Genomic DNA, 15,442 nt, shown 5'->3' on the forward strand with positions numbered 1-15,442 from the left:
CGTGGCGCCCGATCAGTTGCCTGGCGACTGACGGGCGCCGCGCCCTACTATCTGGTGTTTCGTCCCGTTAATATAGTGATCGGTGTATGTCCCCGGGCGCATCTGCCCGAACTCACACCGTACTGTTAGAGTCCGTTCCCAGTATGGATGTCGGGCGTCCGCCCGGTTCCAAACCCGCCCCGCCACCTGAGGCGGCCGCCTCGCGCAGGAGGAAGAAGTTGCTCTCCGCGTTTCTCAGTGCGTTCCGCACGCCTGACCTGCGCAAGAAGCTGCTGTTCACGATAGGCATCGTGGCCATCTATCGGCTTGGCGCGACATTGCCGAGTCCGGGTGTCTCGTACGGCAACGCGCAGAAGTGCATCGAGGCCATGGAGACCGGCACTCCCGGCGTCTTCACCCTCCTCAACCTCTTCTCCGGCGGCGCGCTGCTGTCGCTGTCGGTCTTCGCGCTGGGCATCATGCCCTACATCACCGCGTCGATCATCCTTCAGCTGCTCACCGTCGTGATTCCGCGACTGGAGCAGCTCCGCAAGGAGGGCCAGTCCGGCCAGGCGAAGATCACCCAGTACACCCGGTACCTGACGCTGGGTCTTGCGATCCTCCAGTCGTCCGCCTTCGTGGCGCTGGCGCGCTCCGGTCAGCTCTTCAACAACCGGTGCCAGGAGTGGCCGCTCATCCCCGAGGGCACCGGGCTGCCCATGTGGATCACGCTCGTGACGCTGGTCATCACGATGACCGCCGGCACCGGTGTCGTGATGTGGCTGGGCGAGCTGATCACCGACCGCGGCGTCGGCAACGGCATGTCCGTCCTCATCTTCACCTCGATCGCCGCCCGGCTTCCTTCCGAGGGTTGGTCGATCAAGGAGAGCCAGGGTTGGGGCGCCTTCTTCCTGGTCATCGCGCTCGTGCTCGTGGTCATCACCGCGGTCGTCTTCATCGAGCAGGCGCAGCGGCGCATCCCCGTGCAGTATGCGAAGCGCATGATCGGCCGGCGCATGTACGGCGGCACCTCGACGTACATCCCGCTCAAGGTCAACCAGGCGGGTGTCATCCCGGTCATCTTCGCGTCGTCACTGCTGTACCTGCCGCAGCTCGCGCTCCAGTTCGGCGACCCGAACGACCTCAACAACTTCGAGGCGTGGGTGCAGAACCACCTGGCCAACCCGGCCGACTGGGTCTACATCGTCGTCTACTTCTTCCTGATCATCTTCTTCACGTACTTCTACGTCTCGATCACGTTCAACCCGACCGAGGTCGCGGAGAACATGAAGAAGTACGGCGGCTTCGTGCCGGGCATCCGCCCTGGTAAGCCGACCGCCGAGTACCTCGACTTCATCCTGAGCCGCATCACCCTTCCTGGCTCCCTGTATCTGGGCCTGATCTCCGTCCTGCCGAACTTCTTCTTCATCTGGCTCGACAGCAGCGCCTACGTGAACTTCCCGTTCGGTGGCACCGCCGTGCTGATCATGGTGGGCGTCGGCCTGGAGACCGTGAAGCAGATCGAGAGCCAGCTCATGCAGCGGAACTACGAAGGGTTCTTGCGGTAGATGAGGTTGGTATTGGTCGGTCCTCCCGGGGCGGGCAAGGGAACCCAGGCCGAGTTCATCGCCGCACACCTGGCCGTGCCCAAGATTTCGACGGGAGACATCTTCCGATCGAACGTCTCACAGGGCACGCCGCTGGGTGTGGAGGCACGGCGATACATGGACGCCGGTCAGCTCGTCCCGGACGAGGTGACGATCAACATGGTGCGCGACCGCCTGGCCGAGCCGGACGCCGCCGACGGCTTCCTGCTCGACGGCTTTCCGCGCACCACACCGCAGGCGGTAGCGCTCGACAAGCTGCTGGCTGACCTCGGCACCGCGCTCGACCTGGTAATGGAGTTGGTCGTCGACGACGACGAGGTGATCCGGCGGCTGTCGGGCCGGCGCACCTGTCGTGGCTGCGGCAAGATCTGGCACGTCGAGTTCGACGCCACCACGCACGAAGACGTCTGCGACAGGTGCGGCGGGCAGCTCTTCCAGCGCGACGACGACAAGCCGGAGACGATCGCGAACCGGCTCGTCGAGTACACGCAGAAGACCTCGCCGCTGGTCGACTACTACGGCGCGCAGGGCAAGCTGGTCGGCATCGACGCGACCGGTCCGGTCGAAGACGTCACGGTGCGAGCGATCGACGCCCTGCGCTCCTACGGCGGCTAGCCTCACTGCTATGCGTCGCCACCAACTCGCCATTCAGCTCAAGACGCCGGCTCAGATCGAAAAGATGCGCGCCGCCGGCCTCGTCGTCGCGGCCGCGCTGGCCAGGATGCGCGACGCGGTGGCGCCCGGCGTGTCGACGGCGGAGCTTGACGCGATCGCCGAGTCGGTGATCCGGGAGGCGGGGGCGGTGCCCTCGTTCAAGGGGTACCACGGCTTTCCCGCCTCGATCTGCTCGTCCGTCAACGAGCAGATCGTGCACGCGATCCCGTCGACGAAGCAGGTCCTGCGCGACGGAGACATCATCTCGATCGACTGCGGGGCCGTACTGGACGGCTGGCACGGCGACGCCGCGGTCACGGTTCCGGTCGGTGAAGTGCGGCCCGAGCTGCTGCGCATGGCGCAGGTGGCGGAGGATGCGATGTGGGCGGGCATCGCCGCCGCGGCACGAGGTGCGGCCTCCGGGCGCGGCCGCCTGACCGACATCTCGTACGCCGTGGAGTCCGCGGTGCGGCGCGGTGGCCGGTACGGGATCGTCGACGGGTACGGCGGCCACGGTATCGGCACCGAGATGCACCAGGATCCGCACGTGCTCAACCACGGCCGCCCGGGGCGGGGGCCGCGCCTGGTGCCCGGGCTGGCGCTGGCGATCGAGCCGATGATCACGATCGGCTCGCCGCGCACGGTCGAGCTGGACGACGGCTGGACCGTGGTTACCCGCGACGGCTCCGTGGCCGTGCATGTCGAGCACTCGATGGCGATCCTCGAAGACGGCGTGTGGGTGTTGACCGCCGAAGACGGTGGCCGCAACCGTCTCGGCAACCTGGTCAGCTCGCTGGCTGCCGTCGGTTGACGAGTGAGGCATTCTCGTATGTATGGGAGTGCCGGACGGGATGCGCGCGGGGGACGCCGATCGGCAGGCGGTGGCGGACAAGCTGCGCGGCGCGCTCGACGAGGGCCGGCTCGATCTGCACGAGTACGACGAGCGCCTCCAGCAGGCGTACGCGGCCAAGACGTACGGCGAGCTGGATCGCCTGCTCGCTGACCTGCCCGGGCCGGTGCCGGGGGAGCGGGCCCAGGTGGTGCCGGTGCAGCCGCCCGAGGTGTACGCGGGGGCCACCCGGCGGTGGCTCGCCGAGACCTGGGATGGGTACTTCGGCGTCGTGGCGGTGTGCGTTGTGATCTGGGCGGTCATCAGCGCCATGGCCGGCGACGTGGTGTATTTCTGGCCCGGTTGGGTGGCCGGGCCGTGGGGGGCCGTGCTCCTCGTCACCACGGTGGCCGGGCTGGCCAACGGGGAGCCCCGCAAGTGGGCCGCCAAGCAGGCCCGCAAGAAGACGGCGAAGATCGAGAAGAGGGCCCGTAAGCAGGGCGAACGCCGGCGTGAGGCGACCGAGGACGCCGACTGAGGTCTCGGTTTGCTGTCAATACGTGAACGGGCGTACACTGGCTGATCGGCGCGCAGCGTCCACTCCGGCGTGCCCACCTGCGCTCTTGTGGGTAGCCGGAGCCGCGGCTGGCGCGGGTCTCTCAAACCCGTGAAAAGACGTTGCGAGCCTGTCCGAAGAACCCGACGTCAGGACAGCGGAGGACATGCCCAAAAAAGACGGGGCCATCGAGATCGAGGGCCGAGTGATCGAGCCACTCCCGAACGCCATGTTCCGGGTGGAGCTCGCCAACGGCCACAAGGTACTGGCTCACATCAGCGGCAAGATGCGGCAGCACTACATCCGCATCCTGCCCGAGGACAGGGTCGTCGTCGAGCTCTCGCCGTACGACCTGACTCGTGGGCGGATCGTCTACCGCTACAAGTAGTCGGGTTCAACCACTTCAGTCCGGCGCCGCGACGCGTCGCGGTCACGGGCGTGGACGAAGTAAAGGCAAACCGTGAAGGTCAAGCCGAGCGTCAAGAAGATCTGCAACAAGTGCCGGGTTATCCGCCGGCACGGCCGGGTCATGGTCATTTGCGTTGACCCGCGCCACAAGCAGCGCCAGGGCTGACGCACCTAACTGCAAATGCTCGCCCCAGCCGCTTCAGCGGTCCACCCCCGGTCGGAGGCCGGGGCCTCACCAGGGCAGGTGAGGGTGGGGCGGGTCCAGACCTCCGTGAGATACCTGAGGAGTACGCCCGCACATGGCACGTCTAGTCGGCGTCGACCTCCCCCGCGAAAAGCGGATGGAGATCGCGCTCACCTACATCTTCGGGGTCGGTCGCACCCGCGCCAGCGAGACGCTGGCCGCCACCGGCATCAGCCCCGACAAGCGCGCCAAGGACCTCACGGACGACGAGATCGTTCAGCTCCGTGACTACATCGACGCCAACTACAAGGTCGAAGGCGACCTGCGCCGCGAGGTCGCCGCGGACATCCGCCGCAAGGTCGAAATCGGCTGCTACGAGGGCATTCGGCACCGCCGGGGCCTGCCCGTGCGCGGCCAGCGGACGCGCACCAACGCCCGCACCCGCAAGGGCCCGAAGCGGACCGTCGCCGGCAAGAAGAAGCCCGGCAAGAAGTAAGACAAACCGGAATTCGGGTCGGGTGCCGTCGTGGTCATCCACGGCTCCTAACCGGTCCGGAGAGTTACATAGGAGCGCAGTTAACTTATGCCACCGAAGGCTCGTGCCGGGGCCGCCAAGAAGGTCCGGCGCAAGGAACGCAAGAATGTCGCGCACGGTCAGGCGCACATCAAGAGCACCTTCAACAACACCATCGTCTCGATCACGGACCCGACCGGTGCGGTGATCTCCTGGGCGTCCGCCGGTCAGGTGGGCTTCAAGGGCTCCCGCAAGTCGACGCCGTTCGCCGCGCAGCTGGCCGCCGAGGCAGCTGCCCGCCGCGCCATGGAGCACGGCATGCGCAAGGTCGACGTGTTCGTCAAGGGCCCCGGCTCCGGCCGGGAGACCGCGATCCGTTCGTTGCAGGCCGTCGGCCTGGAGGTCGGGCAGATCGCCGACGTCACGCCGCAGCCGCACAACGGGTGCCGTCCGCCGAAGCGGCGCCGGGTCTGAGGGAGAACGAGAGATGGCTCGCTACACAGGTGCTGACTGCCGCCGTTGCCGGCGGGAGAAGATGAAGCTGTTCCTCAAGGGCAGCAAGTGCGACGGTCCGAAGTGCCCGTTCGAGTCCCGGCCGTTCCCGCCCGGGCAGCACGGCCGCGGCCGCACGAAGGAGTCGGAGTACCTGCTCCAGCTCCGTGAGAAGCAGAAGGCCCGCCGCGTGTACGGCGTGCTGGAGAAGCAGTTCCGCGGGTACTACGAGGAGGCCGTTTCCAAGCCGGGCAAGACCGGTGAGGTGCTGCTGCAGATCCTCGAGTCGCGGCTCGACAACGTGGTCTACCGCGCCGGCTTCGCCAAGTCTCGCGACATGGCTCGCCAGCTCGTCAAGCACGGCCACTTCCTGGTTAACGGCAAGAAGGTCGACATCCCCTCGTTCCGGGTCACCGAGCACGACATCGTCGACGTGCGCCCGAAGTCGAAGGAGATGACCCCGTTCATCGTGGCGCAGGCCGAGGCCGGCTCGAAGACGGTGCCGGCGTGGCTGGAGGCGATCCCCAGCCAGATGAAGATCCTCGTGCACACCCTCCCGGCCCGGCAGGTCATCGACACGCAGGTCCAGGAGCAGCTAATCGTCGAGCTCTACTCCAAGTAGGTTTTGATCGCCCTGTAGTGGCCCCGGCGGCGCCGTGCGCCTAGCCAGGAGCCACTACAGGGCGCCAAAACTGAGAAGGTGGCCGTCAAATAGTGGGCGGCCCCGGCAGAAAGAGAAAACACAGTGCTCATCACCCAACGGCCGAGCCTCTCCGAGGAGTCGATCAGCGAGACCCGTTCGCGGTTCACCATCGAGCCGCTCGAGCCGGGTTTCGGTTACACGCTTGGCAACTCGCTCCGGCGTACCCTGCTCAGCTCAATCCCCGGCGCGGCTGTCACCAGCATCAAGATCGATGGTGTGCTGCACGAGTTCACCACGATCCCCGGGGTCAAGGAAGACGTCGTCGAGCTGGTCATGAACGTCAAGGAGCTGTGCGTCAGCTCCGAGCACGACGAGCCGGTCAGCATGTACCTGCGCAAGCAGGGCCCGGGCGACGTGACCGCCGGTGACATCCAGCCCCCGGCCGGCGTGTCCGTGCAAAACGCCGACCTCAAGCTCGCGACCCTCAACGGCAAGGGCCGGCTCGACATGGAGCTGACCGTCGAGCGGGGCCGCGGCTACGTCACCGCCGCCCAGAACAAGCAGGCCGGCGCCGAGATCGGCCGCATCCCGGTCGACTCGATCTACTCGCCGGTGCTCAAGGTGACCTACCGCGTCGAGGCGACCCGTGTGGAGCAGCGCACCGACTTCGACCGGCTGATCATCGATGTCGAGACCAAGGCGTCGATCGGCCCGCGTACCGCCCTGGCCTCGGCCGGCTCTACCCTGGTCGAGCTCTTCGGCCTGGCCCGCGAGCTCGACGAGACCGCCGAGGGCATCGACATCGGCCCGTCGCCGCAGGACGCGCAGCTCGCTGCCGACCTGGCGCTGCCGATCGAGGAGCTGGACCTCACCGTCCGGTCATACAACTGCCTCAAGCGCGAGGGCATCAACACTGTCGGTGAGCTCATCGGGCGCACCGAGGCCGACCTCCTCGATATAAGGAACTTCGGTCAGAAGTCCATCGACGAGGTCAAGATGAAGCTCGCCGGGATGGGTCTGGGTCTGAAGGACTCGGCTCCCAACTTCGACCCGGCGCACGTCGTGGACTCCTTCGGCGAGGTGGACTACGACTCCGACGACTACCGCGAGACCGAGCAGCTCTAGCGGGTCCCTGAAATAACGAGGAGCACCAACGATGCCCACGCCCACCAAGGGCCCCCGCCTCGGCGGCAGCCCCGCGCACGAGCGGCTGATGCTGGCCAACCTGGCCACCTCGCTGTTCCGGCACGGCAAGATCACTACCACCGAGACCAAGGCCAAGCGGCTCCGCCCGCTCGCCGAGCAGCTCATCACCAAGGCCAAGCGCGGTGACCTGCACGCCCGGCGCCGGGTCCTGACCGTGGTCAAGGACAAGGACGTGGTCTACGAGCTGTTCGACCAGATCGCGCCGCGGTACGCCAACCGCAACGGCGGCTACACCCGGATCGTGAAGACCGGTCCGCGCAAGGGTGACGCCGCGCCGATGGCGATCATCGAGCTGGTCGAGGAGCTGGTCGTCGCCGCGCCGCCGGCCAAGAAGACTGCCGCGAAGAAGGCCGCCAAGAAGGCCGCGCAGCAGGACAAGGTCGAGGCGCTCGCTCCCGACGAGGATGAGCCGAAGCCGACGTCCGTCGAGGCCGACGCCGACGACCAGGACGCCGAGCCGCCGGTGTCGGCGTCCGGTGACAAGGACGCCGACGGCCCTGGCACCAAGGCCGAGGGCGCGTAAGACGGTCCGACATCAAGGCGCCCCTCGTCCTCGTGACGAGGGGCGCCTTGCTTGTGAGGGAGGGCGAGTGACTCGGGTACGGCTGGACGTCGCGTACGACGGCACGGACTTTTCCGGCTGGGCGGCGCAGCCGGGGCGCCGCACTGTCGCCGGTGTGCTCGCCGAGGCGCTGGGCGTGCTCGTCGGCCCGGAGCAGGTGATCGGCCTGACCGTCGCCGGGCGCACTGACGCGGGCGTGCACGCCACCGGCCAGGTGTGCCACGTCGACCTGCCATCGCACGCGCTGGAGCTGGGTCTGGTACGCCGGCTGGCCGCGCTGCTGCCCCCCGACGTCCGAGCGCGGGCCGTGACCGAGGTGCCGCCGGAGTTCGACGCCCGGTTCTCGGCGACGTTTCGCCGGTACGAGTACCGGGTCACCGACGCCCCGTACGGCGCCGACCCGCTGCGCCGGCACGACACGCTCGCCTGGCCGCGCCCGCTCGACCTGGACGCGCTCGACAGGGCGGCCGCCGGCCTGCTGGGTGAGCATGACTTCGCGGCGTACTGCAAACGCAAGGAACACGCCACGACGATCCGGGCGATCAGCCGGCTCGACTGGCGGCGTGAGCCGGACGGCGTACTGGTCGCGACCGTGCAGGCCGACGCGTTCTGCCAGGCGATGGTGCGCAGCCTGATGGGCGGGCTGCTGGCTGTGGGCGACGGGCGCCGGCCGGTGGACTGGCCTGCCGGGCTGCTCGACCGCCGGGAGCGCGCCAACGAGGTCATGGTCGTACCCGCACACGGCCTGACCCTGGTCGAGGTCGGATACCCGGACACGGCGACGGAGTACGCCGAGCGCGCCGACCTGACACGGCGGCTACGAGCCTGACAGGGGTGCGGTGGCGCGCCTCTCGATCACGGTGCCGCGTAGGTGGGTCTCCAGCATGTCCGTGAGGATCGGCCCGACGCGCTGGTCGCCGTCCGCGATCGGCTTGCGGTCGGCGCGAGCGATCACGCAGTACACCAGGTAGTGCCCGCGTACGTGCCAGCCGACCTGTGCCGAGGAGAGCGCGATGGCCTCGGTGCCGCGACCGGCGAGCAGGCCGTTGAAGCGTCCCTGCCCGGCTTCGACCATCGGCTTGATCGTCTCCCGCGCCCACTCCGCGCCTTCGACATCGGAGAGGTTGAAGACGCCCGCCGTGACCAGGTACCGGTCGTCCGACGAGCGCAGCGTGCCGCGTACCACCTGGGTACAGCCGAGTTCGTGCAGCAATCGGGCGACGCGCCCTGCCGCGGCGCCGCGGCAGTCCTTGCTGGCGCTGGTGCGCAGTACCCGGTACGGCGGCTGGGTGGGGTCGATGGCCAGTTCCTCGCTGGGAAAGACCTCGGCGGCGGAGAGCGGCTCCGGGTCGGCGTCCCGCGAGCCGATGTCGCGCGGCACCGCCGTGGGTGGTGCCGCGTCGGAGGCGATCGCGTCGTGGCCTTGACGCTCGTCGGCCACGATGAAGAACGAGCTCAGGCCGCACACCGACAGCAGGGCGACCACGCCGAGGCAGCTGATGACGGCCTGCCACACCTGGCGGGGCGGTCGGCGGGCGCGCCGGCGCGGTTTCCAGTCGGGGGGCGGCGTGGGCGTCGAGCACTGTCGTGGACGCCGGCCGCGAGCAACGATGGCGCTGCCGTGCCGGCCCCGCGCGCGCGTTCGGGACAGGGTGCGGGCGTGCCGCGGCGGGGGTGGCCACCCGCCGGGACCAGCGCTGGACCCGAACACCATGGAACTCAGGGTAACTGGACTAAATACCCTAGATAACTTCTTTTACAACAGAACCCTAAAAGACGGACAAATACTGAAGGCGGCTCACGTGTGAGAATGCGAAACCGGAATTCAGGTCGGGCGCCGTCGGAGGTGGCCACGGCTCCCAGCAGAATCCGCTGTACGCCGAAGAGAGAATGTGAGCAACCGTGAGCCACTACTTCAGCGCCGAGCCGGAGGCCAGCACACAGCGCCGCGACATCGCGTTCACGATCGCCGGACGCGAGTTCTCGCTGGTGACCACCGGGGGCGTGTTCTCCGCCGACCGGCTCGACCCGGGTACCGCGGTACTGCTGCGCAAGGCCGACCTGCCCGGGGCCGACGCCGCCGGTCCCTTCCTCGACCTGGGATGTGGCTACGGCCCGATCGCGTCGGTTCTCGCGACGGTCGCCCCCCGCGCCACGGTGTACGCGGTCGACGTCAACGCTCGCGCCCGCGAACTCGCCGCGGAGAACGCCGCGCGCACCGGCGCCGCCGGCCGCATCCGGGTCGCGGCGCCCGACGAGGTACCGGACGAGGTGCGGTTCGCGCAGATCTGGAGCAACCCACCCATCCGGGTCGGCAAGACCGAGCTGCACGCCATGCTCGACCGGTGGCTGCCCCGGCTCGCGCCCGGCGGCATCGCCTGGCTGGTGGTGGCCCGGCACCTCGGCGGCGACTCCCTCCAGAAGTGGATCACCGAACGTGGCTGGCCGGTCGCCCGGCAGGCCAGCCAGAAGGGCTACCGCGTACTGAAAGTCGGATGACCGCGGGCGCCGCGTCGGGCAGGATGCCCCCGTGGGGTACGTGGACGTCGCGAATGTCGGGCATGCGCTGCCGGACGGCAGGCAGCTGTTCGCCGACGTGTCGTTCCGCGTCGGCGAGGGCGCGAAGGTGGCCCTGATCGGACCCAATGGCGCCGGTAAGACGACGCTGCTGCGGATGGTGGCTGGCGACCTGCCCGTGCCCGTCGGCGGCATCGCGCGGGCCGGCGGGCTGGGCGTGATGCGGCAGTTCATCGGCATGATCGGCGACCAGACCACGCTCCAGCAGCTGGCCATGTCGCTTGCGCCGCCGCGGCTGCGAGAGGTGGGCGGGCGGCTCACCGCCGCCGAGGCGGCGCTGCACCAGAGCCCCGATTCCGAGCGCGTCCAGATCGGATATGCCAACGCGCTGGCCGCCTGGGGTGAAGCCGGCGGATACGACGCGGAGATCCTCTTCGACACCGTGTCCACCCTCGTGCTCGCGAAACCGTGGGACGCCACCCGTGACCGGCCGGTACGCACGCTGTCCGGCGGCCAGCAGAAGCGGTTCGCGCTCGAACTGCTGCTCCGCGGCCCCGACGAGGTACTGCTGCTCGACGAGCCCGACAACTTCCTCGACGTGCCCGGCAAGCGCTGGCTGGAGGAGCGGCTGCGCGAGTCGGCGAAATCCGTGCTGTACGTCTCGCACGACCGCGAGCTGCTCGCCCAGACCGCCGACCGGGTGGTCACCGTCGAGGGCGGCAGCGCGTGGGTGCACCCGGGAGGGTTCGCGTCGTGGCATGAGGCCCGGGTCGCCCGGCACGAGCGGCTGGAGCAGTCGCGCCGCCGCTGGGACGAGGAGCACCAGAAGCTGCGCGAACTCATGCTGATGTACAAGCAGAAGGCCGCCTACAACGACGGCATGGCGTCGCGGTACCAGGCGGCGCAGACCCGGCTCCGCAAGTTCGAGGAGGCCGGGCCGCCGCCGTTGCCGCCCCGCGAGCAGGACATCCGCATGAAACTGCGCGGTGGGCGTACCGGTAAGCGGGCCGTGATGTGCGAGCAGCTCGAGCTCGACGGCCTCACCTACCCCTTCGACCTGGAGATCTGGTACGGCGACCGGGTGGCGGTCCTCGGCGCGAACGGCACCGGAAAGTCGCACTTCCTCCGGCTCATCGAAGCACCGTCCTCTGTGGTCCACTCCGGGGTGGCCCGGCTCGGTGCGAGAGTCCGTCCCGGCCACTTCTCGCAAACGCACGATCATCCTGAGCTGCTCGACAAGACGCTCGTGGAGGTGCTGTGGCGCGGCGACGACCACCGCGCCGGCATGGATCGGCACGGCGCGATGAAGTCGCTCAACCGGTATGACCTGGCGGGACAGGGCGACCAGAAGTTCGGCACGCTGTCGGGCGGGCAGCAGGCGCGCTTCCTGGTGCTCCTGCTGGAGCTCTCCGGCGCGACGCTGCTGCTGCTCGACGAGCCGACCGACAACCTCGACCTGGCGTCCGCCGAGGCGCTGGAGGAGGGGCTGAAGGCGTTCGAGGGCACCGTCATCGCGGTCACGCACGACCGGTGGTTCTGTCGCTCCTTCGACCGGTACGTGGTGTTTCAGAACGACGGCGAGGTCAAGGAGAGCGCCGAGCCCGCCTGGGATTGAACCTTTCCGGACGCGCATCCGAACTACAGGTATGCGTCGCTGGGTGCGGGCCCTGCTCGTAGGGGTGTTTCTCGCCCTCGTCATGCCCGCGACCCCGGCCAACGCCCACGCCGCGCTGGTCACGACCACTCCCACCCAGGGCGCGGTGATCGGCTCCTCGCCCACCGAGGTGCGGCTCACCTTCAACGAACCGGTCGGCATCATCCCCGGCAAGACCCAGGTGATCGCCCCCAACGGCAAGCGGATCAACGAGGGCGACCCGGTGGCGTCCAACGGCACCCTCACGATCGCCATCCGCAAGGCGGACCGGCCGCTCGGCACGTATCTGGTGAGCTATCGGGTGATCTCGGCGGACGGGCACCCGCTGGCCGGCGGCTTCATGTTCTCCGTGGGGGCGCCCTCGCAGTCGGCGCCCGAAGCGCCCGGCGACGACAAGGCCGTGACGGTGCTGCTCGGCGTCGCGAAATACCTCGGGTACGTAGGCCTGACGTTGGTGGTCGGCCCGATCCTCATGCTGGCCGTGCTGTGGCCACGCCGGCTGTCCACGCGAGGCCCGCTCCGGCTGGTCCGGATCGGACTGGCGACGCTGGCGGTGACGACGCTGGCGTCGCTGTGGCTCCAGGTGCCGTACCTGTCCGGCGCCGGCCCGTTCGAGGTGTCCGGAGTCGAGCTGCGCCAGGTGCTGGCAAGCACGGTCGGGCTGGCTCTGGTGGTCCGCTTGGCGGTGATCGCGGCGGTGTGGCTGCTGGTCCGTGCCCGTCCCGGGCGACGTCGTGGTCTTCTTCTCGGCGCGCTCGGCGCCGGCGCCCTGCTGACCTGGCCGCTCGCCGGCCACCCGGCCGCCTCGCCAATCCCGCCCGTCTCCGCGCTCGCCGACGTCCTGCACCTCGCCGCGATGTCTGTCTGGCTCGGCGGCCTGGTGGTGCTCGTCGGCTTCCTACTGCGCCGCGCCGACCCGCGCGAGCTGCACGTCATCCTGCCCGTGTGGTCGCGGTGGGCCGCGGTCGCGATCCTCTGGCTCGTCGGCGGCGGCGCCGTACAGGCCCTGATCGAGCTGGGTGGGCTCGGTGCGCTCACCGACACCGACTATGGCCGGCTCGTACTGCTCAAGGTCGGCCTCCTCGGCGTGATCCTCGGCGTCGCCTACTTCTCCCGCCGGCTCGTGCTGCGGCGCGGTGCGCCGGGACGGCTGCGCCGGCTGGTCGGCGCCGAGCTCGGCATGACCGCGATCGTGCTGGCGGCCAGCTCACTCCTGGTGCAGACCACGCCCGGCCGCTCGGCGAACGTGGAGGCGGCGGCGGTGGCTGAGGCGCGCGGCTTCTCGACGACGCTGAGCAGCCAGGTCTTCTCCGTGCAGTTCGAGATCTTTCCGGTGCAGGTCGGCGAGAACAACACACTGCACGCGTTCGTCTACACGCCCGAGGGAAAGCCGGTCGACGTGGCGGAGTGGAAGGTCAGCACGGCCCTGCCCGAGAAGGGCGTCGAACCGTTCGACAACCCGATCGCGACGATCCGCGGTAACCAGGGGATCGGTGCGGTGACGTTTCCGTTCCCCGGCGAATGGCAGCTCACCTTGACCATCCGCGTATCCGACATCGACCAGGCCACGGTAAAGACCACAGTCCCCGTCCCCTGACCTGTCGCGGTCCTGGCGGGAGCACTTCGGCCCGGTGCCCGCGATCGTCCGCTGAATCGAGTGGCGCAGATCCCCTTTACGGGGGCGTGACGCGGCCCTTACTGTGAGGGCAGGAGTGACCCACGGGAGCCCGGTGCACCGGGCTGAGAGGGGGGCATGCAGCCCCCGACCGTCGAACCTGATCCGGGTAATGCCGGCGCAGGGAGGAGTGCCGCATGCCGTTCCCTCGGCTCCACCTCATCACCGATTCGCTCGCGGTCGCGCGGGCGGCCATCGACGCCGCGGGGCCCGAGCTGGCCGTACAGGTGCGGGTCGAAGACGACGTCGACGACCGGGCCGCGTACGAGCTGGCCGCAAAGGCCGTCGAGCTGTGTGCCGGTGCCGGAGCGTTATGCCTGGTCAATGACCGGTTGCATGTCGGGCTCGCGGTCGGGGCCGGTGGCGGGCACGTGGGCGCGCTCGACCTGCCGGTCGACGCGGCCCGCCGGGTGCTCGGGCCGGGCGCCGTGCTCGGCGCGACGGCCCGCGATCCTGACGCGGCGAGGCAGGCGGTCGCCGCTGGGGCCACGTATCTGGGCGTCGGGCCCGCGTATGCGACGTCCACAAAGGACGGGCTGCCGCCGCCGATCGGTCCGGCAGGAGTCGCCGCCGTGGCCGCCGCCGTCGACGTACCCGTCATAGCGATCGCCGGAGTCACCGCCGCCCGGGTACCCGAACTCCGCGAAAGCGGCGCGTACGGCGTCGCGGTGATCGGCGCGATCGGCCGCGCACCCGACCCCACCGCCGCAACGATCGAGCTGCTGAAAGCCCTCTCGTGACACCCGATGTGGAGGTCGTGGGCGCAGGCCCGATCGGCCTCGCCATCGCGTGGCGGTGTACGCAGCGCGGCCTGACCGTGCGGGTCGTCGACGACGGCCAGCCGGGTGCCGCGCACGCCGCCGCCGGGATGCTTTCGCCGGTCGCCGAGGCGTACTTCGGTGAAGAGGCGCTCACCGGGCTGCTCGTGGAGTCGGCGAAACGGTGGCCCGCGTTCGCCGCCGAGCTGGGCGACGTGGGGTATCGCGACGACGGCACCCTGGTAGTCGCGCTGACCGGCGACGACCTGGCCGAGGCGGAGCGCCTGCGCGCATACCAGGCGGGGCTCGGCCTGCCCATCGACCGGCTGCGCCCCAGCGAGCTGCGGGATCGCGAGCCACGCCTCTCGCCGCGGGTCCGCGGCGGCGCCTTCGCCGCCGGCGATCACCAGGTCGACCCGCGCAAGCTGGTGCCCGCCCTACGCCGCGCCGCTATCGCGGCGGGCGTGACCATCGCCGCCGAGCGTGGGCTCGCTCGGGTCACGGTCATCGCCGCAGGGTGCGGGTCCGCGGCGCTCGCTGGGGTGCCGGTCCGGGCGGTCAAGGGCCAGATCCTCCGGCTCCGCGCGCCCGATCACGGTCCGCCGGGCTTCCGGCACGTGATCAGGGGGTACGCGGACAGCCGCCACGTCTATCTCGTGCCGCGTGCCGAAGGGGAGGTCGTGGTCGGTGCGACCGTCGAGGAGCGCACGGACTCGGCGGTGACCGCTGGTGCGGTGCTCGACCTGCTGCGCGCCGCGGCCGACCTGGTGCCGGACATCGCCGAGTACCACCTGGTGGAGGCGCTCGCCGGGCACCGGCCGGGTACCCCGGACAACGCGCCGATCCTCGGACCGCTCGACGGCCGGCCCGGCGTCGTGGTGGCCACCGGTCACCACCGCCACGGGATCGTCCTGACCCCGATCACCGCTGACCTGATCGCCGACCTGGTCGAAAAGGGCGTGCCCGACCCGATGTTGGCGCCGTTCACCCCAGCGAGGTTCACATGAACGTTGTGCTCAACGGCACCGCACACGTCCTGCCCGACGGGGCGACCGTGGCCGAGGCGGTCGCCGTCGCCACCGACCGTACGAGGGGTGTCGCCGTCGCCGTCAACGGCGAGGTGGTACCGCGTACCGGCTGGCCCGGCGCGGTGCTGCGCGACGGCGACCAGATCGAGGTCCTGACCGCCGCCCAGGGAGGTTGA

19 protein-coding genes and 1 riboswitch are annotated in these 15,442 nt (G+C 69.6%); of the genes, 18 read left to right on the forward strand and 1 reads right to left on the reverse strand.

Annotated features, from left to right (window positions below; genetic code table 11):
* The first annotated feature begins 218 nt into the window (after positions 1 to 218).
* The 12 genes from secY (at position 219) to truA (ending at position 8,463) form a co-directional block, all read left to right on the forward strand.
* Positions 219 to 1,547: a preprotein translocase subunit SecY gene (gene secY / locus V6V89_RS02450; protein ID WP_334617237.1), complete on the forward strand. Its 1,329-nt coding sequence runs from the start codon at positions 219 to 221 to the stop codon at positions 1,545 to 1,547.
* Positions 1,548 to 2,201: an adenylate kinase gene (locus V6V89_RS02455; protein ID WP_334617238.1), complete on the forward strand. Its 654-nt coding sequence runs from the start codon at positions 1,548 to 1,550 to the stop codon at positions 2,199 to 2,201.
* A gap of 10 nt (positions 2,202 to 2,211) precedes the next feature.
* Positions 2,212 to 3,051 (forward strand): type I methionyl aminopeptidase, encoded by an 840-nt coding sequence (map, locus tag V6V89_RS02460; RefSeq protein WP_334617239.1) that lies wholly within the window; start codon positions 2,212 to 2,214, stop codon positions 3,049 to 3,051.
* A gap of 40 nt (positions 3,052 to 3,091) precedes the next feature.
* Positions 3,092 to 3,607 carry a DUF1707 SHOCT-like domain-containing protein gene (locus tag V6V89_RS02465; RefSeq protein WP_334617406.1) on the forward strand — a complete coding sequence of 172 codons (516 nt, stop codon included), beginning with the start codon at positions 3,092 to 3,094 and terminating at the stop codon, positions 3,605 to 3,607.
* 184 nt (positions 3,608 to 3,791) lie between these two features.
* Complete coding sequence (gene infA, locus V6V89_RS02470; RefSeq protein ID WP_007073013.1) at positions 3,792 to 4,013, forward strand: translation initiation factor IF-1; 222 nt, start codon at positions 3,792 to 3,794, stop codon at positions 4,011 to 4,013.
* A 72-nt stretch (positions 4,014 to 4,085) separates the two neighbouring features.
* The gene (rpmJ, locus tag V6V89_RS02475) at positions 4,086 to 4,199 is read left to right on the forward strand and encodes a 50S ribosomal protein L36 (protein ID WP_265248440.1); all 114 of its coding nucleotides are present in this window, start codon (positions 4,086 to 4,088) and stop codon (positions 4,197 to 4,199) included.
* Positions 4,200 to 4,332: 133 nt separating this feature from the next.
* Entirely contained in the window at positions 4,333 to 4,713 is a 381-nt protein-coding gene (rpsM, locus tag V6V89_RS02480) for a 30S ribosomal protein S13 (RefSeq protein ID WP_265248406.1), read from the forward strand.
* A gap of 87 nt (positions 4,714 to 4,800) precedes the next feature.
* A complete protein-coding gene (gene rpsK, locus V6V89_RS02485) occupies positions 4,801 to 5,205 on the forward strand; it encodes a 30S ribosomal protein S11 (RefSeq protein ID WP_334617240.1) in 405 nt (134 codons plus the stop codon).
* 13 nt (positions 5,206 to 5,218) lie between these two features.
* Positions 5,219 to 5,845, forward strand: a complete 627-nt coding sequence (rpsD, locus tag V6V89_RS02490; RefSeq protein WP_334617241.1) for a 30S ribosomal protein S4 — start codon at positions 5,219 to 5,221, stop codon at positions 5,843 to 5,845.
* A 123-nt stretch (positions 5,846 to 5,968) separates the two neighbouring features.
* Positions 5,969 to 6,991, forward strand: coding sequence for a DNA-directed RNA polymerase subunit alpha (locus V6V89_RS02495; protein ID WP_334617242.1), 1,023 nt, complete (start codon positions 5,969 to 5,971; stop codon positions 6,989 to 6,991).
* 31 nt (positions 6,992 to 7,022) lie between these two features.
* Positions 7,023 to 7,595: a 50S ribosomal protein L17 gene (rplQ, locus tag V6V89_RS02500; protein ID WP_334617243.1), complete on the forward strand. Its 573-nt coding sequence runs from the start codon at positions 7,023 to 7,025 to the stop codon at positions 7,593 to 7,595.
* A 67-nt stretch (positions 7,596 to 7,662) separates the two neighbouring features.
* Positions 7,663 to 8,463, forward strand: coding sequence for a tRNA pseudouridine(38-40) synthase TruA (gene truA, locus V6V89_RS02505; RefSeq protein ID WP_334617244.1), 801 nt, complete (start codon positions 7,663 to 7,665; stop codon positions 8,461 to 8,463).
* On the opposite strand, the gene V6V89_RS02510 is transcribed toward truA, so the two are convergent.
* Positions 8,452 to 9,348, reverse strand: coding sequence for a hypothetical protein (locus V6V89_RS02510; RefSeq protein ID WP_334617245.1), 897 nt, complete (start codon positions 9,346 to 9,348; stop codon positions 8,452 to 8,454). The genes truA and V6V89_RS02510 overlap by 12 nt on opposite strands.
* A gap of 188 nt (positions 9,349 to 9,536) precedes the next feature.
* Between V6V89_RS02510 and V6V89_RS02515 the strand changes: the two genes are divergently transcribed.
* From V6V89_RS02515 to thiS, 6 genes are all read left to right on the forward strand, one after another.
* Positions 9,537 to 10,133, forward strand: a complete 597-nt coding sequence (locus V6V89_RS02515; RefSeq protein ID WP_334617246.1) for a class I SAM-dependent methyltransferase — start codon at positions 9,537 to 9,539, stop codon at positions 10,131 to 10,133.
* 31 nt (positions 10,134 to 10,164) lie between these two features.
* Positions 10,165 to 11,766 (forward strand): ABC-F family ATP-binding cassette domain-containing protein, encoded by a 1,602-nt coding sequence (locus tag V6V89_RS02520; RefSeq protein ID WP_334617247.1) that lies wholly within the window; start codon positions 10,165 to 10,167, stop codon positions 11,764 to 11,766.
* Between the two features lie 31 nt (positions 11,767 to 11,797).
* Complete coding sequence (locus V6V89_RS02525; RefSeq protein WP_334617248.1) at positions 11,798 to 13,402, forward strand: copper resistance protein CopC; 1,605 nt, start codon at positions 11,798 to 11,800, stop codon at positions 13,400 to 13,402.
* Positions 13,403 to 13,515: 113 nt separating this feature from the next.
* Positions 13,516 to 13,624: riboswitch (TPP riboswitch) on the forward strand.
* The gene (locus V6V89_RS02530) at positions 13,618 to 14,220 is read left to right on the forward strand and encodes a thiamine phosphate synthase (protein WP_334617249.1); all 603 of its coding nucleotides are present in this window, start codon (positions 13,618 to 13,620) and stop codon (positions 14,218 to 14,220) included. Its footprint overlaps the riboswitch before it by 7 nt.
* Positions 14,217 to 15,245 (forward strand): glycine oxidase ThiO, encoded by a 1,029-nt coding sequence (thiO, locus tag V6V89_RS02535; RefSeq protein ID WP_334617250.1) that lies wholly within the window; start codon positions 14,217 to 14,219, stop codon positions 15,243 to 15,245. The genes V6V89_RS02530 and thiO overlap by 4 nt, the downstream gene beginning before the upstream one ends.
* On the forward strand, positions 15,242 to 15,442 hold the full coding sequence (gene thiS / locus V6V89_RS02540; RefSeq protein WP_334617251.1) for a sulfur carrier protein ThiS: 201 nt from the start codon (positions 15,242 to 15,244) through the stop codon (positions 15,440 to 15,442). Before thiO ends, thiS begins: the two co-directional genes overlap by 4 nt.

The organism is Micromonospora sp. CPCC 206061 (assembly GCF_036906915.1).
GTDB lineage: Bacteria > Actinomycetota > Actinomycetes > Mycobacteriales > Micromonosporaceae > Phytohabitans.